This is a genomic window from Mucilaginibacter sp. (genome assembly GCF_041660805.1).
GTDB lineage: Bacteria > Bacteroidota > Bacteroidia > Sphingobacteriales > Sphingobacteriaceae > Mucilaginibacter.
The window spans coordinates 24,352-46,540 of sequence record NZ_JBAZVP010000011.1 but is presented as its reverse complement, the minus strand read 5'-3'; the positions used below and the strand labels follow the sequence as shown (position 1 = coordinate 46,540).

Sequence of the window (22,189 nt, the reverse complement as noted above, 5' to 3'; positions counted from 1 at the left end):
TTAAAATGAAAAAACTCTTTTTTATATCGTGGTTAGTTAGCTTTTTTATGCTGATCTGCAGCTGTCGCCCGGCTAAGCAGCCCGAATTACACGGCCCTGATATTAACAAGGTTATAGCACAAATGACCAATATAATGGTACACGACGTAACCAACCCGCCCTTGGCCGCGCGCTTTTTTGCTTACACATGCCTGGCTGGTTATGAAGTAGTTTCAGAGAACGATCTGCATATAAAAAACATGCACGAAGTTTTAAATAATTATCCGGCTTTAAATAAAACCTATGTAGTAAAAGGTAGTAACTACCAGCTTAGTGCGGTATTAGCCATGTATAAAACGGCCCAGCAATTACAGCCATCCGGTGTTTTGCTTAAAAAGGAAGAACAGCAGTTTTTAGATTCATGCAGGGCAATAGGCTTTACCAACGCCGTTATTGATAGTTCGTTAAGCTATGCTGTTGCTATAAGCAAACAGATATTGACTTATGCACGGGCAGACGGGTATAAGAAGATAAGTAGTTATCCACGTTATACCCCTAAAGGCAATGCCGGGACCTGGGACCCTACGCCGCCATCATATATGGCGCCTGTAGAGCCATATTTTTTTACCTTAAGGCCTTTAACGCTCGATTCTTCTTTTCAATTCCGCTCAGTTTCGCCTGTGCCTTTTTCCACTGAAAAAACCAGTGCTTTTTACAAATTTTTGCTTTTGAACTATGCTAAGGGCGAAAATGGGCTTACTGCCGGCGAAAAAGACATTGCAAATTTTTGGGATTGCAACCCCTTTGCAGTGCAGAATGATGGCCACATGGTAATGGGGCTAAAGAAAATATCGCCCGGTGCGCACTGGCTGGGCATTACAGGTATTGCCTGCAAGCAATCAAAGGCCGGCTTTTCCAAAACAGTTGAGGTTACCACAACCGTAGCAATAGGACTTATGGATGGGTTTATCAGTTGCTGGGCCGATAAATATAAAACCAACAGGGTTAGGCCCGAAACAGCCATCAGGAAGTATATTGACCCGCATTGGAAACCCTTTTTACAAACACCGCCCTTTCCTGAATATAGCAGCGGGCATTCTGTAGTATCGGCAGCTTCAGCGGTCATACTTACGCATTATTTTGGCCCTGATTTTAGTTATACCGATAACACCGAGATAAATTACGGCATACCGCCCCGTAAGTTCACATCTTTTAATCAGGCTGCAAAAGAGGCCGCTATCTCACGGTTTTTGGGCGGTATACATTTTAAAGATGCTATTGAAAATGGCTTGGTACAGGGTAACAGTGTAGGGGGCTGGGTACTTCAAAAAATGAATAAAAATTAAAACATTAATACCGATCTGAATATGAATAACTGGCGAACGATAAGATTTTTTTTAATAATTATTTCCATTGCTGCTTTGTGCCCTTTCTTAGGGAATGCGAAACCTCCGTTTAAGCATCCTGATAAAAAGGCAGTTGCTAACGGCCCTTATAGCGCTTACTTATTCACCTATTTTACCGGAGATAAATCGGGGGAAGCCATTCGCTTCGCGTTGAGTAATGATGGTTATAATTTCAGGGCACTTAATCATAATAAGCCGGTTTTAAATTCGGCAGGCATTAGCTCAACCGGGGGTGTTCGCGATCCGCATATTCTTCGTGGCGCTGATGGGGAAACTTTTTTTATGGTAGCTACAGATATGAATACCGAAAAGTTTGGCTGGGGGCCTGATTATGCGATGGTGCTTTTAAAATCTACCGACCTTATTCACTGGCAATCGCACGTTGTAAACGTTGCCGAAACATTTAAAGAATTTGTAGGTGTTAACCGCGTATGGGCACCACAAACTATTTATGATCCCACGGTAAAAAAATATATGATCTATTGGTCAATGCGTTTTGGTAACGAGCCTGACAAAATATATTACGCGTATGCCAATAAAGATTTTTCGGGTCTTGAGACCGTGCCTAAGCAATTGTTTTTTAAGCCAGATAACGGCGCCTGTATAGATGGTGATATTATTTATAAAGACGGCAAATACCATCTTTTTTTTAAAACGGAAGGCTCCGGGGCGGGGATAAAAATAGCGGTGTCTGATAAACTTACCGGAGGTTACACATTAATTGATAAATATGTACAGCAAACAAAATCGCCGGTTGAGGGCGCAGGCGTTTTTAAGCTTAACAACAGCCGCGATTATATATTAATGTATGACCGTTACACTGAAGGTAAATACCAGTTTACCCGCAGTAGTGATCTGGAACATTTTGCAACTATTGATGACGACGTTACCATGGATTTCCATCCTCGGCATGGCACTGTAATGCCCATAACGGCAAAAGAAGCCGCCGCTTTAACCAGGCAATGGGCCAATAGCGGCGATGTAATGCTATCGGCTAACAACCGGCAGATAAAAACGAACAATATGGTTTTAGATACGGCTGCCAGCAGGCTGCAGCTTATGGTAAATCCGGGTACCGATCTAAGAAGATTTGATCCTGGTTTTAACATTTTTCCCGGTATTAAGGTTGTACCTAATACTCCCCGGGATTTTACTAAAGGCGCAGTTAAATACACAATAACCATTGGCGATAAAAAGCCACAGGTTTATGAAGTAAACGCACGTGAAACCCATAACCCTATTGTTAAAGGTTACTATGCCGATCCTGAAATATTATATGCCGGGAAAGATGGTAAGTTTTATATGTATCCCACAAGTGATGGTTTCGACGGTTGGGCTGGCAATTATTTTAAAGCTTTTTCCTCGGTCGATCTGGTTAATTGGAAAGACGAGGGTGTGATACTTGATCTGCCAAAAGATGTAAGCTGGTCAAAAAAGAATGCATGGGCTCCATGCATAATAGAAAAGAAGATAAACGGCAGCTATAAATACTTTTACTATTTCGCGGCAGGGCAAAAAATTGGGGTAGCTACGGCAGATAGCCCCACAGGCCCCTTTGCTGACTTAGGCAAACCGCTGATAGATAGCCTCCCGGCGGGTGTTAAAGGAGGGCAGCAAATTGATGCCGATGTTTTTACCGACCCTAAAACGGGTAAAAATTATCTGTACTGGGGCAATGGCTATATGGCCGGTGCCGAACTGAATGACGATATGGTATCATTAAAACAAAATTCCACTAAAATATTAACACCGGATAAGCATTATAACGAAGGGACTTATGTTATTTATCGCAAGGGTGTATACTATTTTATGTGGTCGGAAAATGATACCCGTAGCCCTGATTATGCGGTGCATTACGGGACATCAGATTCACCGCTTGGTACAATTAAGGTGCCTCAAAACAACACGGTAATAGCAAAGAACGCAACGGCAGGTATCTACGGGACCGGCCATAATTCTGTAATACAATTACCCGGTAAGGATGAGTGGTATATAGTTTATCACCGCTTTACTTATCCTAAAGGTATTACCATGGGGAATGCTGCGGGTTATAACCGTGAGGTTTGTATTGATAAGCTTACGTTTGCCGGCGATGGCACAATTGAACAGGTAATTCCTACCCATGAAGGTATAAGCCCGGTGAAATTAAAATAAGAATAGCATCTTAACCTGTAACCTAAAATCAATTTATAGTTATAAATAAAAATTAAAAAAATTGGTTATGTCGTATTTATGCTTTGTAAGTTTGGGCGTATGAAAGCGTTTATATTCGACCTTAACGGCACTATGATAGATGATATGTCTTACCATACCATTGCGTGGAAAGATATTCTGAATAACGACCTGGGGGGCAACTTTAGCTATGAGCAGGTTAAACAGAACATGTATGGGAAAAATAGCGAAGTATTAACACGGATGTTCGGTGAAAACCATTTTACTGATGAACAGATGACAGCGCTTTCATTTGAAAAGGAGCGACGTTATCAAAGCGCTTTTTTACCTAAACTGCGTTTGCTGCCGGGGTTGAGAGAATTTTTGGAGACTGCTTATCGGCATCACATCCAAATGGCCATTGCTTCTGCCGCTATACCGTTTAACATCGATTTTGTATTAGATAACCTTAATATACGTAAATACTTTTCGGCTATTGTGAGTGCGGACGATGTTAAAGTAAGCAAGCCTCATCCCGAAACTTTTTTGAAGGCTGCCGAATTACTCCAGGTGCCACCGGCTGAATGCGTTGTTTTTGAAGATACGCCAAAAGGGGCCGAGGCGGCCGAAAATGCTCAAATGCGATGTGTTGTACTAACCACAACGCATCAAGCTGAGGAGTTTTCTTACCTCCCCAATATTTTAAACTTTTCATCAGACTATACAACCGATTATCTAAAAGGCTTATTAGTTTAACAAGCTCATAGTGATAAGAAAGCATCTGGTGATAAGGGCCCCCATCGGAGCCTCATTTCGCTCAATGTATGATTAAACATACTGTAACTGTTTTAATGCGTCTGCCAATACCAGGGGTACGGTATCTCTCTTTTATTAATGTAATTTAAACATTCAATTCCGATATTTTTTCTTTAATCAGCTATTGGCTAACTGAGAAATTTTTTTGGTTTTGTAATATATTGGCCTCTTTTTTAATTAATTGTAACAAATCTGTGACTTGCATGAAAAATATTTTTGAGGTATTTATTTGAAAAAAGAAATAATAAGTGTTAATTCGACAATAATTATAAACCAATTTATGGAAACCGCTTATTTGCTCGGAATCGACTATGGGTCAGATTCTGTACGTTCAGTAATTGTTAATGGCCAAAACGGCGAAGAACTTGCTTCATCCGTGTTTTATTACCCACGCTGGCGTGATGGCTTATATTGCGATCCTACACTAAACCAATTCAGGCAGCATCCTTTAGATTACATTGAGGGGCTGGAAACTACTATAAAGGACTGTATAAGCATTGCCGGAGGTACAGATATAGCCAAATTTATTAAAGGCATATCAATAGATACCACGGGGTCTACCCCGGTGGCGGTTGATGCCACAGGTACACCGCTTGCACTTTTGCCGCAATTTAAAACCAATCCTAATGCCATGTTTGTTTTATGGAAGGATCACACCTCTATAAAAGAAGCGGCTGAAATAAATGCGCATGCCGAAAAATTTGATACAAATTACCTTAAATACGTTGGCGGTATATACTCGTCTGAATGGTTTTGGGCAAAGCTTTTACATGTTTTAAGGGTTGATGATGCTGTTAATGATGCCATGCACTCCTGGGTAGAGCATTGCGATTGGATCCCTTTTCTGTTAACAGGGGGTACTAACGCAGCAGATATTAAACGTGGGCGCTGCTCTGCGGGGCATAAGGCACTTTGGGCAGAGGAGTTTGGGGGCTTACCGCCCGATAGCTTCTTTAGCTCGCTCGATCCCCTGTTAACCGGGATCACTCAAAAACTTTATAAAGAAACCTATACTGCAGATAAAGCCGCAGGCTATTTAAGCCCGGAATGGGCGGATAGATTAGGCCTTAGCACCGATGTTGTTATTGGGACAGGGGCTTTTGATGCGCACATGGGCGCTGTTGGCGGGCAGATAGAACCTTATTTCCTCAGCAAGGTAATGGGTACCTCTACCTGTGATATATTGGTTGCACCATCGGCGGAGATCGAAGGTAAACTGGTTAAGGGTATTTGCGGGCAGGTAAATGGTTCGGTTATACCCGGAATGGCCGGCCTGGAAGCAGGGCAGTCTGCATTTGGCGATACTTATGCATGGTTTAAAAATTTAATATCATGGCCCTTAAATAATTTGCTCGATCAATCTAACGTGATAGACGCAGCTACAGCCGAGGCTTTAAAAGAAGAATTATCAGCGTTAATTATCCCTGAACTAAGCAGGCAAGCCGCTTTGTTACCCGTTGATGATGATAATGAACTGGCTATAGACTGGTTTAACGGCCGCCGCACGCCCGATGCCAATCAGGAGCTGAAAGGCGCTATAAATGGTTTGAATTTGGGTAGCGATGCCCCGCGTGTTTTTCGTGCTTTGGCAGAAGCTACCTGCTTTGGCGCAAAAAGCATTGTAGAACGTTTTATAAGCGAAGGGATCCCGGTTAAAGGTATCATAGGTATTGGCGGTGTAGCCAAAAAATCGCCTTTTGTAATGCAAATGATGGCCGATGTTTTGGGCATGCCTATCCGCATTCACCAGTTTACACACACCTGTGCTTTAGGTGCAGCCATGTTTGCGGCGGTGGTAGCTGGTATTTATCCTAATGTTGAAGCAGCTATGCAGGCCATGGGGCGCGGTTTTGAAGAGAGCTATGAGCCCAACCCGCAACTGCATGCTGTTTATCAAAAGCGCTATCAGCAATACAAGGCCTTTGGCGGCTATATAGCGCAGCAAACAGCTGTAAAAACTCAAAGCCAACTACAAAACATATAATATGAGCCAATATATAGAACTGAAACAGGAAGCTTTTGAAGCTAATATGCAATTGCCAAAACTGCAATTAGTGCTTTTTACCTTTGGTAATGTAAGCGCTGCCGATAGGGAACGGGGCATATTTGCTATAAAGCCAAGCGGCGTACCTTATGATGAATTATCGCCGGATAAAATGGTGATAGTAGATTTTGATGGCAAAACAATTGAAGGCGATCACCGCCCGTCTTCAGATACGCAAACGCATGCTGTTTTATACAAGCACTGGCCCAGAATTGGGGGCATAGTACACACCCATTCTACCTTCGCGACAGCCTGGGCGCAATCACAACGCTGCATCCCCATATTTGGTACTACACATGCCGATCATCTTACTGCCGATGTGCCATGCGCGCCACCCATGAGCGATGAAATGATACAAGGAAATTATGAGTATCAAACAGGTTTCCAGATCATTGATCATTTTAAGGAATTGGGTTTAAGTTACGAGGAAGTTGAAATGGTTTTAGTTGGTAACCATGCCCCCTTTACCTGGGGAAAAACTGCCGATAAAGCCGTTTATAACAGTGCAGTTTTAGAGAGCATTGCCCACATGGCCTACCTTACCGAACAGATAAATGCTAACTCACCACGCTTAAAGGATGCCCTTATAAAAAAACATTTCGAACGCAAACACGGCCCAGATTCATACTACGGACAATAAAAATGAAAAAATCACAATTACTTACGCTGCTTTTTTGCATTTGCTTTGGCGGCACTTTATCTGCACAAAATAATATAGCAGCCACACCGCCCATGGGCTGGAACAGCTATAATTGCTTTGGGTCGGCAGTGCACGAGGATGAGGTGAAGGCCAATACAGATTATATGGCCCAAAATTTAAAAGCATATGGCTGGGAATATATCGTAGTTGATTTTTTATGGGCTTATGACAACCCTCCGGGGAGTAATATTGGCAATCCGTTTCAGATGCGGTTAGGGGATGGGTCTTATGTGCCATGGCTTACAATGGATAAATGGGGCCGGTTAATGCCTCAGCCCAATAAATTTCCTTCGGCATTTAATGGAGATGGTTTTAAACCCCTGTCAGACTATGTGCACAGCAAAGGTTTAAAGTTTGGGATCCACGTTATGCGTGGAATTCCGCGCCAGGCAGTATGGGCAAAATCCCCGATAAAAGGGACTAACGGTATTACAGCAGATATGGTTGCAGATACCAATTCAAAATGCCCCTGGATGAACCATATGTATGGTTTAAACATGAGCAAGCCCGGTGCCCAGGAATACCTTAATTCTATATTGGAGCTTTATGCTTCCTGGGGGGTAGACTTTATAAAAGTTGATGACCTTTCGCGCCCTTACAGCGCGCCCGAAGTTGAAGGTTATCAAAAGGCAATAGCCAACTGTGGCAGGCCAATGGTATTGAGCCTTTCGCCCGGGGAAACCCCTATAGCGCAGGCAGCCCATGCTACCAAGTATGCCAATATGTGGCGGATGGCCGATGATTTTTGGGATAACTGGAAAGAAATACTGCATATGTTTGATTATGCCAAAAGCTGGGAAGGCGTTGGCGGCCCCGGCCACTGGCCCGATTGCGATATGATACAGATAGGTAAACTCTCTAAACGAGGGCCGGTTGGCAAAGAGCGTTACAGCCGTTTTACCGAAGATGAACAGTACACACATATGACTTTCTGGAGCATTTACCGCTCGCCCCTTATGATTGGCGGCAACCTGCCCGAAAACCGCGACCTGGAACTTAAACTATTCACAAATGCTGAAGTGTTAGCAGTAAACCAGCAGGGCGAAAACCCCAAACAACTTTATAAAAAGGACGGTGCAATGGTTTGGTATTCACATATCCCGGGTAGTAAGGATATTTATGCGGCGCTATTTAACATAGGCGACGTTAATAAAAAAGTTGCTATTGATTTTGCAGCCATAGGCCTTAAAGGAAAAGTAAAAGTGCGCAACCTGTGGCAGAAACAGGATGTTGGCCAGTTTAAAAATGGCTATAGCCAAACTATTAATCTGCATGGCGCAATATTGCTCAGGTTATCATCGCAATAGTATAAATCTTAATCACCAATTCTCTAATTCAATAAATCAACAGTTATACAATGATAGATCTAAAAACCTTTGAAGTATGGTTTATTACCGGTAGCCAAAACTTATATGGCGAGGAAACCCTTAAGCAGGTAGCAATCCACTCGCAACACATTGCCGAAGGGTTAAACAATGCCGGTAACATCCCGGTTCGGGTGGTATATAAGCCTGTGGTAAAATCAACAGATGAAATTTACACCACCCTGCAGGAGGCTAACGTAGCACCAAACTGTATTGGAATAATTACCTGGATGCATACTTTTTCTCCGGCTAAAATGTGGATAAGGGGTTTAAATATACTGCAAAAACCAATGCTGCACCTGCATACCCAGTATAACCGCGATATCCCCTGGAGTTCAATAGATATGGATTTTATGAACCTTAACCAAAGCGCGCATGGCGATAGGGAGTTTGGGTTTATAGTATCGCGCCTGCGTAAAAACCGCAAAGTAGTGGTTGGCCACTGGCAGGATACAGAGGTATTAGGCCAGATTGAAAGCTGGACGCGCGCCGCTGCTGGCTGGTATGATTGGCAAGGCGCAAAATTTGCCCGCTTTGGCGATAATATGCGCTTTGTAGCCGTAACTGATGGCGATAAGGTAGAGGCTGAATCTAAATTTGGCTTCTCAGTGAATACTTACGGCGTTGGCGATCTGGTTGCAGTTATAAATAGCATAAGTGAGGCCGATGTTACGGCACTTACCGATGTGTATGAAACAACCTACACCATGGATGCCCCGCTTAAAAAGGGTGGTGAAAACTATTCATCAGTTTATGAGGCAGCTAAAATTGAATTGGGCCTGCGTAAATTTCTGCAGGATGGTGGTTTTAAAGGTTTTACCGATACGTTTGAGGACCTGCACGGGATGATCCAACTGCCGGGTATAGCGGCTCAGCGCCTGATGGCCGATGGTTATGGTTTTGCCGGCGAAGGCGACTGGAAAACTACCGCGCTGGTGCGGGCTTTCAAAGTTATGGGTAGCGGCCTTGCAGGCGGGAATGCCTTCATGGAGGACTACACTTACCATTTTGACCCTGATAACCAATTAGTTTTAGGCTCGCATATGCTGGAGATAGATGCATCATTAGCCGATGGGAAAGCTGCATTAGAGGTGCACCCCTTAGGTATTGGCGGTAAAGCCGACCCTGCGCGTTTGGTTTTTAATGTAGCTGCAGGCAATGCACTTAACGCGTCATTAATTGATATGGGCAACCGTTTCCGTCTTTTAATAAACGAAGTAGAGGCCGTTGAACCACAGAACGATCTGCCTAAACTGCCGGTTGCAAGGGTGCTTTGGAAACCACTTCCGGATATGAAAACCGGCTGCGCTGCATGGATATATGCCGGTGGGGCGCACCATACAGCTTATAGTCAGAATTTAACAGCCGAACATCTGCAGGATTTTGCAGATATGGCCGGTATTGAATTTATGCGTATTGGCAAAGGCACTACCATAGAACAGTTTCGTAATGAATTACGCTGGAACGAAATAGCTTACAGATAGAAGCGTATAAAACAGGCAGCGGGATGACTGCCTGTTTTATACCTCTAAATAACTCCAATTAACTCTAATTAAAACCAAATTATGAACAAGTTTACAGGCATAGATTACTTTATTTTTGTGATCTATTTTATTGTGGTATCCAGTTATGGCTACTGGGTTTACAGCCGGAAAAAAATTAAAGGGGTATCAGACAGTAAGGACTTTTTTCTTGCCGAAGGCTCTCTAACCTGGTGGGCCATCGGCGCATCGCTAATCGCTTCAAATATTTCTGCCGAACAATTTATTGGTACCAGCGGGCAAGGTTTTGCAGTTGGCTTGGCCGTGGCGGCATATGAATGGATAGCTGCTATTGCCTTAATTATTGTGGCAGTATGGTTTATACCGGTGTATCTTAAAAACAAGATATTTACCATGCCACAATTCCTGCATAACCGTTATAACGAAACGGTAAGCTTTATTATGGCTATCTTTTGGTTGTTGTTGTATGTGCTTGTAAACCTTACCTCTATACTTTATTTGGGTGCGCTTGCTATTAACAGTTTAGTTGGTGGGGGCTATTTACATGAGATTATTATAGCACTGGCCATTTTTGCCTTGTTTATTACGCTTGGCGGCATGAAGGTTATTGGTTTTACCGATGTTATACAGGTATTGGTTTTGGTTATTGGCGGCCTTGCTACCACTTACATTGCTTTAACCTTAGTGAGCGAACACTTTGGCCTTGGCAAAGACGCTATGGCCGGTTTAACCGCAATGTTTAAAGATGCGCCAGACCATTTCGAGATGATAATGGCTAAACCTAAACCCGGCGCCCCGCAAGCTGAGATCAATAAATATTTGGCCTTACCGGGTATTGCCATGTATTTTGCCGGCCAATGGATAGTTAATTTAAACTATTGGGGCTGCAACCAGTACATTACCCAAAGGGCTTTAGGCGCCGATCTTAAAACGGCACGTACGGGGATCCTGTTTGCTGGCTTAATGAAACTGGCAATGCCTATTATAGTTGTGTTGCCGGGTATAGCAGCTTATGTGCTTTATAAGAACGGCGCCCTGCAACAGGAAATGAATTCGGGCGGGCATTTTAATTCAGATAATGCGTACTCCGCTATACTGGGCTTTTTGCCTACCGGGCTTAAAGGGCTTTCTGTTGCAGCGCTTACGGCTGCTATTGTAGCCTCACTTGCCGGGAAAGCTAACAGTATCAGCACTATTTTCACCCTAGATATTTATAAGAAACACATTGCTAAAGATGCCAGCGAAAAAAAGATGGTTATTGTTGGTAAAATAGTTATCCTGGCAGCGTTGGTGTTTTCTATAATGCTTACCTGGAAAGATCTTTTAGGCATAAGCGGCGAAGGCGGTTTTACTTACATCCAAAAATATACCGGTTACATTAGCCCGGGTATATTTGCCATATTTATTTTAGGCTTTTTCTGGAAAAGAACCACCGGGGCTGCTGCCATTGCGGGTATTTTAACCGGGTTTGGCATGTCGGTATTGTTTAACAATTTTGCACCGGCTTTATTTGGGCACGAAACATTATTGTACACGGCATTCCCTACCGGCGATGCCAAAGGCACCTGGCAAATCCCGTTCCTGATATGCATGGGGCTATCATTCTTTTTTACTGTTTTAGTAATGGTAGTTGTAAGCTTTGCGGGCCCTAAAGTTAATCCTAAAGCTTTTGATATACCTAAGAGCATGTTCAAGGTTGATCGCACAACACTTGCGCTCATCATAGTAACACTAGTATTGCTTACTATGCTTTATGTTAAATTTTGGTAACAGATGCTGATAAAGCAAAGTAGGCAAGAATAATTATTTAATATACCACAACCAACCCATCTCAGCATTAAAAAATGAGATGGGTTGGGTTAGGTATAAAGTTAAGGAATGACTGAAAGTTTGCATAATAGTTTTGCATATTAAGCTGGTAGTAAAACGCGCCGCGTTTAGATCCCGACTTATCTTTCTCGTCTTGTTTTATAAGCAGACCGGTAGCAAGCACCCTCTTACTAAAATTCCTTTTATCAATAGTAGTGTTATAAACACTTTCGTACAGGTTTTGCAATTGAGGGATAGTGAACCTTGATGGCAGCAGTTCAAACATTATGGGGTGCAGGGCAGCCTTATACCTTAGGCGCCTTTTAGCCATTTCAACCATTTCCTGCTGATCAAATATCAGCTTGGGTAAGCGTTTAAGTGCAAACCATTCGGCATGATATTCGGTGCTTATCTGCTTTTCATATTTGTTAAGATCTATCAACGCAAAATATGCGGTAGAAATAGTTCTTTCTATTGGGTCCCTGGCAGGGTCGCTAAAAGTATGCAGCTGTTCAAGATACATCCCGTCAAGCCCGGTTAACTGTTTCAAAATACGGTTTGATGCCTGGTCCAGATTTTCGTTTTCCTGTACAAATCCTCCCATTAAGCTCCATTTACCCTTCTCGGGCTCAAAGCCGCGTTTTATAAGCAGTATTTTTAGGTTTTCTCCGTCAAAGCCAAAAATTATACAATCAACAGCATTAAGACCACGGCTTTGCTTGTAGTATCTATTCATTTATAAGTGCGGTATTCATTTCAAACAAATTTAACATTTTTTTTAACTTAACTAACCGGGCAAATATGCCCGGTTACAACTGTATTATTATTTTTAATTGTTTATTATACAGTTAAAAATAATAATACTAACTTAGGCTAATAATAGCAACCAACCTATTAATTCTTTCAATAAAATAAACCAATTATAAATAACCAATACATGGGCTTTTAAGCCTGAGTGTTAATTAAGTAGCTAATTATGCGCAAGAAATTTCTTAAGGGTGCTCTTTTTGTCGCCGGTATTTTTTTTACTGTGGCCTGCAATAACACATCAAAGCACAAACAATCTACAGAGTCTGCTAACAGCCTGCCTAACGCTATACCCGACAGTGCGTTTTTTAATGCTAAGGTTGATAATAAGCAGGTTAAGCTTTATACGCTTAAAAATAAAAACGGCGTTGAGGCTGCTATAACCAACTATGGAGGGCGCCTGGTAAGCCTGCTTGTGCCTGATAAGGAGGGCAAATTTGTTGATGTAGTTTTGGGCTATGAAAATTTAAAGAACTACAGGGAACTGAAAGAAAATTATTTTGGTGCACTAATAGGCCGGTATGGTAACCGTATTGCAAAAGGCAGGTTTACTTTAAATGGCAAATCATACCAGGTAAATGTTAACGACGGCCCCAATTCTTTACACGGCGGAGCCAATGGGTATTTTAAACAAGTTTGGGATGTTACGAAAGCAAACGGGCAAATGCTGGAGTTAACCTATTTATCTAAAGATGGAGAAGAAGGGTATCCCGGCAATCTCAAAATAATTGTTTCATACACACTTAAAGACGATAATTCGCTGGAAATAGCATACCACGCAACCACTGATAAGGAAACGGTAATTAACCTTACAAACCATGCCTATTTTAACCTTAACGGGGCGGCAAGTGAAGAGGGTATTACCAATCATCTGCTACAGATAAATGCAGATGCTTATACGCCTGTTGATAGCTTGCTTATCCCAACCGGGAAAATAGAAACAGTAAAAGGCGGGGCTTTTGATTTTACTACAGCTAAAGCCATAGGGAAAGACATTGGGATGAAAGACCGGCAGCTTGGTTATGGAAAAGGATACGATCATAATTTTGTGCTGAACAAGCACCGGGATGATGAACCTGTTGTTACCTTATTAAGCCCTATAACAGGGATACAAATGAAAGTTTTTACGAATGAGCCGGGCATTCAATTTTACAGCGGTAACTTTCTAAAAGGCGAAGATAAAAACGGAAAAGGCGGGGTTGCTTATAAGTATCGCTCGGCTTTATGTTTGGAAACACAGCATTTTCCTGATTCGCCAAACCAACCGGGTTTCCCTTCAACTGTGTTATCGCCCCAAAAGGCTTATCATACGGTTACCACTTATTCATTCAATACTAAATAGCGGTTATTATAAAGGGGATAATGCACAAAAGGTAGTGCCATTAAATACCATTTTTAAAAATAAAATTAATTAACTTTTAAATTAAGCATGAAAAGGATAGTTGTACTGTTAGCATTAATATTTGTTTGTTTTGCGGCTGTTTGTCAGGAAACAAAAATTTATAATATAACCGCTAATCAGATAAAGGCGCCTGTATCCCAAACAATGTATGGGATATTTTTTGAAGATATTAATATGGCGGCAGATGGCGGCGTTTATGCCGAATTGGTTAAAAACCGCTCATTTGAATTTGGTACAGCACTGGCGGGTTGGCAACAACAGCAAAAGAATGGCGGGGCAGGTAAAATAACAGTGGTGGACAGGAGCAACGACCGGCCCGAAAACCCTCACATCATCACAGTAAACGTTACATCACCTGTTGGATCCTTTGGTTTGTCTAACGAAGGGTTTCGTGGTATGGGTATTAAAAAAGGCGAAACATATAGCTTTTCTGTTATGGCCCGCAAACCATCAAAAAACAATACTACAATAGTTGTTGAGCTGCACAGCGCTAAAGGCCAGGTTATTGGTAAAGCGCAGTTAACACCCTCGGCAGCAAATTGGCAAAAATATAGCGTAAAGTTTGTAGCAAGCGCTACAGAGAACAAGGCATCTTTATATGTTTGGCTAAAAGGCAAAGGCACTATTGATATGGATATGGTTTCGCTATTTCCGGGCCATACATGGAAGAACAGACCAGGCGGCTTACGTGCAGACCTGGTGCAAAAACTGGCCGATATTAAGCCAGGTTTCCTGCGCTTTCCCGGTGGTTGTATAGTAGAAGGCCGCGATCTTGCAAACCGGTATCAGTGGAAGAAAAGCATCGGTGATATTGATAAGCGTGAGAATATTATCAACAGATGGAATACCGAATTCAAGCATCGCCTCACTACCGATTATTATCAAACCTTTGGTTTAGGGTTTATGGAATACTTTTTAACCGCCGAAGATATAGGTGCATCACCTTTACCTATATTGAATTGTGGCATGGCTTGCCAGTACAATACCGGGGAGTTGGTTGCATTAGATAAGTTAGACCCATATGTGCAGGACGCCCTGGATCTTATTGAATTTGCAAACGGCGGCTTAAATACCAAATGGGGAAAACTCCGTGCTGATTTGGGGCATCCAAAGCCTTTTAATTTAAAAATGCTGGGTGTTGGAAACGAGCAATGGGGAGAACAATATATTGAAAGATGGAAGATATTTACTAAAGCTATAAAAGATAAATACCCGGATATAAAAATAATTTCGAGCGTTGGGCCTTCTGCAAGTGGCAAAGAGTTTGATTTGTTAAACAAAACTTTTAGGGAGCTGAATGCGGATATTTTAGACGAACATTATTATAATGCACCTAAATGGTTTTTAGAAAATGCAAAGCGCTATGATAAATATGACCGTAAGGGGCCTAAAATATTTGCCGGCGAATATGCGGCTCAAAGTGTAGCTACAGGTAGCCCCGATAATAAAAATACCCTGGAATGCGCCATTGCCGAAGCCGCTTTTATGACCGGGCTTGAACGTAATGCCGATGTGGTTACCATGGCTTCATACGCGCCGTTATTTGCCCATATAGATGCCTGGCAGTGGACGCCTGACTTGATATGGTTTGATAACCTACGATCATACGGTACCCCTAATTATTACGTGCAGCAGCTTTTTTCGCTAAACAAGGGTACTGATGTTGTACCGCTTTTAGAAGGTACCGAAATGGTTAGCGGCCAGGATGGTTGTTATGCAACAGCCTGCTTAGACAAAAATAAAAAAGAATTGATAATTAAGTTTGTAAACAGCGGTGCCAAAAGCCAGTCGGTAGTATTTAATATCGAAGGAATGAGTATTGGAAACCAGGCCAGGGTAATTTCATTAGGCAATACAGATAAAACGGCTGTAAATTCATTAGATAAGCCAATGGCCATAAGCCCTGTTAATAGTACGCTTGCCGTGAGCGGTAAAGCCGTAAAACTTACGGTTGAGCCCAACACCTTTAAAGTGATAAAGCTGAAGGGTATTTAAAATAAACGGAGCGTTTAAATAGCGGCATTCTTTAACGTAAAAGCCCCCTGAATTATATGTTCAGGGGGCTTTTTATGTACTTGCTCTCCCTATGACTTTCGAAATTTATATCGAATAGGAAATTGGATATATAAGGTTCAATAGATCAAGAGTAATATTTGGAAGGAAACCGGAAAGGCACTTTTCAATTATCGAAATATTTCATTTCGTATAATTTACATTCAGGCATGTATTTGTCTTGCCGGTTATTGCCCTGGCCTTTTATTTCAGTTGGCCGCCTTCTTAACTTTCCAAATAAAACCGTCTAATACGTAGTGGGTAGACTGCGGCAAAGCCAGTAGCGGAATCAATAGCGATAAAATTTGTTCGTTATCTATTTTGGGTAGGCCAGAGAATAATGTGAAAACACTTCCATGCTCCTTCCAGATCATGCCGTCCCACAAACCTTCTTCTGCATAGGCTAATAAAGACAGCAGCAAAACAAAAAACGCTATGCCACCGTATTTGCTAAAGGTGTATCTGATAATAAGATTGCCTTTATCGGTGCCTTTATCCTGTTTGTTTTTCTCAAAAATCCATATCAACGCCATATAAGGTATACCATGCGAAATGACGTTAAGGGTGGTAAAAGCAAGGTCACCGTTAAAATATACGATACCAAAATACCATGACAGGAATGTACCCCCAATAAGTAAATTACGGGGCCGGTTAAACACCCCAGTCCTTGCCATATATATAGCCTCTTTAACAACGTAGGTTATAATTATGACCAGGTACAAGGCAAGCCCAATATTCAATAATACGGGCGAATTAAAAGAAATTATATCGTTCTCTACAAACCAGCTAAAATTTCTTTTGCCTTCAAAATGCCAGTAAAATAGCGGGTATATGGTTGCGGTGTAAATAGCCAGTTTATCTATCAGTCTAAACCAGTAATTGCTACCCTCATGCCTGGAGTATAATCGCATAAAGCCGTACTGCTGCCGTATAAAATGGAATACTGCTAAATAAGCCAGCACGCGCCAAAAAAGCATCCCATCATAGCTATGTAATAATACACCAACTATATAACATGCAATGGGTACCATTATTAAAAAAGCATTTTTTTTATAAGAATCATGGTAAAAGTAAGTGCGGTACAGTGTGCTGTATACATGGGCAACATCAATAAAAACCACCAAAAACAGCCAGTAATAAACCGGGATAGTTGATGATGTCTGGAACTGTGCAGGAAAACAGATAACCAGCAATAAAGCAACAAACGGCGGCGACAGGATAAACACCCCGTCAATAACCCGCGAATGGAGCCATGGTTGTTTATATGTTTTGCTGTTTTCCATATATCGCTAAGACCTGGTTGGCGGCACGTATGCCCTGGTGAAATGCTTCCTCAAAAATAGATATGCCGCTAAGATCGGTATGTGCAAAGAACAGGTTATTCTTTATGGGCAGTTGCGCTGCCTTCCTATTCTCTCCCCAAATATAGTTTACAGCCGGGTATATCATTCCATGTCCCCAAACCCAACATTCTACTTTTTCAATAGCATCAGCAATCCCAGGGTGCATATACTCTAGTTCGGGCATCATGATGTCCATCCATTGTTCATAAGTGCGTGTGTAGGCTGCAAGGCGTGCAATCCGGGGTTCATGGTTGCAAAGGGGCAGGTACCAGGTTAACACCCTTTTTTCATCAGTTAATTTTACAGTTTGCTGCCCCGCATTTACGTATCCTACCGATGGGGTATCATAAGCTACATTATCCCAACACAGGCCTGCACCCTTTCCCTGCGGCAAACGGTTAACGGTAATATTGGCAATAAACCAGGGTGAATAATTTAACCTGGTATAATCTACCGGCCGGTTTATTGTATCTTTAAATAGCCGTTGGTTTACAAACTGGGGTGTGGCCATAATTACGTTTTCGGCAACGATGATGCTTGTTGTACTTTTGGCTACATCATAAATCCCCGCTACTACTTTTCCTTGTTGATTGTAGTTAATGCTATAACACATATTACCTTTACGTGTGTGTGCGCTCACTTCGGTAGCTAACTTTCGGGTTAACCAGCCATTGCCTTCCGGCCAGGTTAATACGGCATTGCTCTCGGCGTTTGCTGCCTTGCCCCTGCGCGATGCAAAGTAATGGATACCCGCCCAGGCAGATACCTTATCTATTCCTTGCCCGTAATCGTCCTTACAGCAATAGTTTAAATACCATAAAAGGTAAACTGAGCTAAGCTTTTGCTGATGCAGGTATTCTTTAAAGGTGATTTTGTCCAAAGCCCTGTATTGGTCATCAGCACTACTATTATCTATAGGGATATCAAAAGCATATTTACCATCGTTCCCTTTTGATTTTTTTAACTCATCTATGAGCGTGAAAAACTTTTTAATCTGCGCTTTATCGCCTGCGTTCAAACCAAAATCCGGCACAATACCTTCCTGCCACTGCCCATTAATGAGCAAACGTTCCTCGGGGTCAAAACAGAGATAATATTCGTTATAAACAGGCAAGCCGTTTTCAAATCCGGTAATTACGCCGCAGTCCTGCAAAAAACCAGTAAGCAGGGTGTCCTCGTTATTGGCGATGGTGATATAATGAGCGCCCAATGGATATGCCGAAACATTGTTTTTGCCGGAATGTGAGTTTCCACCCACATGGTCTTCCAGCTCCAGTAGTTCAAAATCATGATAACCTTGTTTTTTTAGCCAGCGCGCTGCTGAAAGGCCGGATATGCCGCTGCCAATAATAAGCGTTTTTACAGAGCTCGTACTGGTTGGCGTTGGCAATGGTAATTTATCACGCAGTATATGCCCTGCCTTTGCATTAGGCCCCTTTATGTTGCCTTTAATGTTTTTATAAGCACTTTTGGGATTTAATTTTCGGATGCAGCCGCCCAGGAATATACCCGTCATAATCAAGCCGGCTTTAAGCATGAAAGAACGGCGGCTTAAGCCGTTTACAAGCTCGCTGCTTTTATAAAACGGACGACCACTCATCTTCAAAGTATTTTACCAGCACCTGGTTGTTTAGCTTGTTAACCTCTGTTTTTACTTTGGCCATATCCTTTGGGAAGTAAAACATCAGGTCAAGGCTCTCTTTGGTCACGAAGCGCATACCTGGTAAAAATACAGTCGGCTTTTTATATACCGGATTTTCTGTAGCCATAATATAGCCCCACTCGCCAAAAGACGGTACGTAGTTATGGTACGGAATAGTATGCAAGCCTACTGACCTTAACGTAGTATCAACGGTCCAAAATGATTTTGGTGCTACATAAGGCGATGTTGCCTGTATTACCATAATACCACCCGGCGCCAGTACGGCTTTGGCCAGCGTATAAAACGAATTGGTGTACAGCTTACCCACCGAATAATTAGATGGATCAGGAAAGTCGATCACCATAAAATCAAACTTCTTTTTATCCTGCCGAAGCCAGGTAAACGCATCAGCATTGATTACTTTTACTTTAGGTGAAAGTAGCGAGCCTTTATTGAGGTTTAGCAGCATGTGGTTTGATTTGAACAGACCGGTCATGCCCTTGTCCAGGTCCACCAGGGTTATGCTTCGTATGTTAGGGTATTTGAGGATCTCGCGTACAGCTAACCCATCGCCTCCACCCATTACCAGTACATTGCGCGCGTTGGGCAAAGCCTGTAATCCGGGATGCACCAATGCTTCGTGATAGCGATATTCATCGTCAGAGCTAAACTGCAGGTTACCATTTAAAAACAGGCGCAATACCTTGCCTTTTTTGGTTAGAATGATGCGTTGGTAAGGTGTACTTTTTGAGTAAATGATTGTATCGGCATAAGTAAGGCTTTCCGAAAAATTGGTGATAACACCCGCGTAAACAAATCCCACCAAAAGGGCCAGGATGCTGATGATAGCGCTGGTTTGGAGGTATACAGCCGCCTTTATTTCTTTTTTGAAACTTATGCAAACAATAAGTGCCACACCAACATTAAGGATGCCCACCATATAGGAAGTTTTTACCAGCCCCAAATAAGGAATTAGCAGCAACGGAAATACAAGGGAGGCCAGCAGCGCACCAATGTAATCAAACGTAAATACTTTTGATACCAGGTCTTTAAACTCGTACCTGTCTTTCAATATACGCATCAGCAATGGAATTTCTAAACCAACCAAAATGCCGGTAATACCAACCAGGCTGTACAGTATAATACGGAATGATGCGATGTTCTCGAACACTAAAAATAATATAGTAGAACTGGTACCACCCACGAGGCCAACTAATATTTCTAACTGGATAAACCACGAAATAATATTTTTTTCGAAGTATTTGGACACCCATGAGCCTATTCCCATAGAGAACAGGTAAACACCAATAATGGTAGAAAATTGGGTTACCGAATCGCCTAAAAGGTAGCTTGCCAGTGTCCCGGCTATCAGTTCATAGATAAGCCCGCAGGTAGCCACTACAAAAACCGATATCAGCAGCAGCGCATGCAGTTTTTTATTCATCCCTATCCGTGTATGGCCGAACTGATGATGATGGCCACAGCTATCATAAACGAAGCGCAAACTATAGCGAGGGCTACATTATGTTTCTCTACAATTTCCTTCCATAGGTTTTCAGGTGTGATCTTTTCAACTATCCAATAAGATACCAGCAGGATGATGATCCCTATTACCGAATACAGCACCGATGCTATAATGTATTTGTAGTTAATTAATTCATGTAAGCTCATATAATAAAAATTTATTTGTGATAAAATGCGTGAACGCCCCTTACGCGGCTATTGTTGTTATATTCCGTGTTGCGGGTGACACTGCTGCTTTCCCAAAAAGCTATACCAAACAGTGCACTGTAAGTGTAGTAACCAATTACAATTAAGGCAAAAAACAGGTAAATGCGCGCAGCTTTAATAGTTTTCATTCTTCTTCGGTTTCATAAGGTGAATAATCGCTGTTCATCCATCGCTTTTTTTCATAATTGCGCATTCTAAACCAAGTATACAGCGGATACAGGAAAAGTAATAAAATGGTAACAAGCACATTGCGCCATACAACCGGATTGGCTACTATGCTAATATGAATATTTTTGTTATTGATATCTCCCGATGCCGGATAAATGTTTAAATGATATTTGCCCGCTGGAATGCCAGACAATAGCACCTCGGCTTCTTGTGAGCCTTCTGTCCAGCTCTCACCATCTTCATAGCCATGATAATATTCAATGCTTTCGGTTACCTCCCAGCTTTGGTTGTCCTTCTCGTTCACCAGTACTACCGTTGTTTCCAGCCAATTGTTATCAATGTTTGATTTTATCAGAAATTCCAAAGCCGACGACGAGTTATTTAGCTCAAACGATGGCGTAATAAAGGGTTTAAATTCGTTGACTTTTGTAGAATCACTTATAATGGTGTAATCGTTGTCCATCACCAGATGCCTGGGATTGATAAACGATGCTGTAAATCCAATTACTGCCACCAGTACAATTAATACAGGTGTTAGTTTGTATGCCGGGAACCACCTTTTGGCATACACAGATGGTTCATTTGCACCTATGCCTATTTTTTGCGGAAATTGTTCAATATTAGCTTTAAACACCCCGGCAATTTCCTTTGCTTCTATATACTTGCCCAGGTAAAAATCAGCCACTCCAGCGCCTTTGCCCTGTTCTTTAATGATGATTTGCGGTGGTGCAATAAATTCAGCGGTTTGAGCCTTTTCTGTTAATATATCCCAGTCAAATTCACCAATTAACGCTGTTGTTACAGCCGTATATCTGTTAAACAAGTTATAAACGTTCCCTTCATAATCTATAAAATCCCACGTGCGGTTGCTTAGCTTGTCAAGTTCGGGGTAAAACTCTTTACCTGCAACAAAGTTCCAGTGTCCGTCAAACTCTGATAACGTCGCGTAACCCTTTTGATAATTGTAAATGATGTATTCACGCCATGCATAGTGGCTGGCTTGTTCCTTTTTTTCAATATACCCTATTACCTTAAACTCTATATTATTTAAAACACCGGTGCTGCCTAGTTTTATGACCGGGGCAATTTTTACCGGCGAGGCCTGCTTTTGAATAATGGGTGTATCGTTTGCAATAAACCGGATAAAAGAATTGCAAAATGTGCACACGCAGTATTCGCTGCCCTCAGGGTCATAAAGCGTTATCAGGTTCTTGCATTTGGGGCACGCAACATCTTCTGAATAAGGGAATGATTTTAGGTTTATTGATGCCAT

Annotated in this window: 17 protein-coding genes; 10 read left to right on the top strand and 7 right to left on the bottom strand. The window is 42.1% G+C overall.

Translation table 11 applies throughout. The features are described 5' to 3' along the window. The first annotated feature begins 5 nt into the window (after nucleotides 1-5). The 8 genes from WC743_RS15155 to WC743_RS15120 all read left to right on the top strand — a co-directional run bounded on the left by WC743_RS15155 (nucleotide 6) and on the right by WC743_RS15120 (nucleotide 11,732). The gene (locus WC743_RS15155) at nucleotides 6-1,325 is read left to right on the top strand and encodes a vanadium-dependent haloperoxidase (protein WP_373013104.1); all 1,320 of its coding nucleotides are present in this window, start codon (nucleotides 6-8) and stop codon (nucleotides 1,323-1,325) included. A 21-nt stretch (nucleotides 1,326-1,346) separates the two neighbouring features. Then, nucleotides 1,347-3,539, top strand: coding sequence for a family 43 glycosylhydrolase (locus tag WC743_RS15150; RefSeq protein WP_373013102.1), 2,193 nt, complete (start codon nucleotides 1,347-1,349; stop codon nucleotides 3,537-3,539). A 99-nt stretch (nucleotides 3,540-3,638) separates the two neighbouring features. After that, nucleotides 3,639-4,292 (top strand): HAD family hydrolase, encoded by a 654-nt coding sequence (locus WC743_RS15145; RefSeq protein WP_373013100.1) that lies wholly within the window; start codon nucleotides 3,639-3,641, stop codon nucleotides 4,290-4,292. 340 nt (nucleotides 4,293-4,632) lie between these two features. Beyond that, nucleotides 4,633-6,336: a ribulokinase gene (locus WC743_RS15140; protein ID WP_373013098.1), complete on the top strand. Its 1,704-nt coding sequence runs from the start codon at nucleotides 4,633-4,635 to the stop codon at nucleotides 6,334-6,336. Nucleotide 6,337: 1 nt separating this feature from the next. Further along, a complete protein-coding gene (locus WC743_RS15135; protein ID WP_373013096.1) occupies nucleotides 6,338-7,036 on the top strand; it encodes an L-ribulose-5-phosphate 4-epimerase in 699 nt (232 codons plus the stop codon). 2 nt (nucleotides 7,037-7,038) lie between these two features. Next, nucleotides 7,039-8,403: a glycoside hydrolase family 27 protein gene (locus WC743_RS15130; RefSeq protein WP_373013094.1), complete on the top strand. Its 1,365-nt coding sequence runs from the start codon at nucleotides 7,039-7,041 to the stop codon at nucleotides 8,401-8,403. Between the two features lie 50 nt (nucleotides 8,404-8,453). Continuing rightward, nucleotides 8,454-9,944, top strand: coding sequence for an L-arabinose isomerase (gene araA / locus WC743_RS15125; protein WP_373013092.1), 1,491 nt, complete (start codon nucleotides 8,454-8,456; stop codon nucleotides 9,942-9,944). Between the two features lie 81 nt (nucleotides 9,945-10,025). Further along, nucleotides 10,026-11,732 carry a sodium/solute symporter gene (locus WC743_RS15120; protein WP_373013090.1) on the top strand — a complete coding sequence of 569 codons (1,707 nt, stop codon included), beginning with the start codon at nucleotides 10,026-10,028 and terminating at the stop codon, nucleotides 11,730-11,732. A 67-nt stretch (nucleotides 11,733-11,799) separates the two neighbouring features. On the opposite strand, the gene WC743_RS15115 is transcribed toward WC743_RS15120, so the two are convergent. Next, nucleotides 11,800-12,507, bottom strand: a complete 708-nt coding sequence (locus WC743_RS15115; protein ID WP_373013088.1) for an NUDIX domain-containing protein — start codon at nucleotides 12,505-12,507, stop codon at nucleotides 11,800-11,802. 240 nt (nucleotides 12,508-12,747) lie between these two features. On the opposite strand from WC743_RS15115, the gene WC743_RS15110 reads away from it, so the two are divergent. Both WC743_RS15110 and WC743_RS15105 read left to right on the top strand, forming a co-directional pair. After that, complete coding sequence (locus WC743_RS15110) at nucleotides 12,748-13,920, top strand: aldose epimerase family protein (protein ID WP_373013086.1); 1,173 nt, start codon at nucleotides 12,748-12,750, stop codon at nucleotides 13,918-13,920. A gap of 87 nt (nucleotides 13,921-14,007) precedes the next feature. Beyond that, nucleotides 14,008-15,975 carry an alpha-L-arabinofuranosidase C-terminal domain-containing protein gene (locus WC743_RS15105; RefSeq protein ID WP_373013084.1) on the top strand — a complete coding sequence of 656 codons (1,968 nt, stop codon included), beginning with the start codon at nucleotides 14,008-14,010 and terminating at the stop codon, nucleotides 15,973-15,975. Between the two features lie 266 nt (nucleotides 15,976-16,241). Here the strand turns inward: WC743_RS15105 and WC743_RS15100 are convergent, their stop codons facing one another. The 6 genes from WC743_RS15100 to WC743_RS15075 are packed head-to-tail and all read right to left on the bottom strand — an operon-like array spanning nucleotide 16,242 to nucleotide 22,189. Beyond that, nucleotides 16,242-17,315 carry a hypothetical protein gene (locus WC743_RS15100; protein WP_373013082.1) on the bottom strand — a complete coding sequence of 358 codons (1,074 nt, stop codon included), beginning with the start codon at nucleotides 17,313-17,315 and terminating at the stop codon, nucleotides 16,242-16,244. Further along, nucleotides 17,293-18,975 carry an FAD-dependent oxidoreductase gene (locus tag WC743_RS15095; RefSeq protein WP_373013080.1) on the bottom strand — a complete coding sequence of 561 codons (1,683 nt, stop codon included), beginning with the start codon at nucleotides 18,973-18,975 and terminating at the stop codon, nucleotides 17,293-17,295. The genes WC743_RS15100 and WC743_RS15095 overlap by 23 nt, the downstream gene beginning before the upstream one ends. Then, entirely contained in the window at nucleotides 18,953-20,461 is a 1,509-nt protein-coding gene (locus tag WC743_RS15090; protein ID WP_373013078.1) for a polyamine aminopropyltransferase, read from the bottom strand. The genes WC743_RS15095 and WC743_RS15090 overlap by 23 nt, the downstream gene beginning before the upstream one ends. Before the next feature lie 2 nt (nucleotides 20,462-20,463). Further along, on the bottom strand, nucleotides 20,464-20,688 hold the full coding sequence (locus WC743_RS15085) for a DUF350 domain-containing protein (protein WP_373013076.1): 225 nt from the start codon (nucleotides 20,686-20,688) through the stop codon (nucleotides 20,464-20,466). Nucleotides 20,689-20,699: 11 nt separating this feature from the next. Next, entirely contained in the window at nucleotides 20,700-20,876 is a 177-nt protein-coding gene (locus WC743_RS15080; protein ID WP_373013074.1) for a hypothetical protein, read from the bottom strand. After that, nucleotides 20,873-22,189, bottom strand: coding sequence for a DUF4178 domain-containing protein (locus WC743_RS15075; protein ID WP_373013073.1), 1,317 nt, complete (start codon nucleotides 22,187-22,189; stop codon nucleotides 20,873-20,875). The genes WC743_RS15080 and WC743_RS15075 overlap by 4 nt, the downstream gene beginning before the upstream one ends.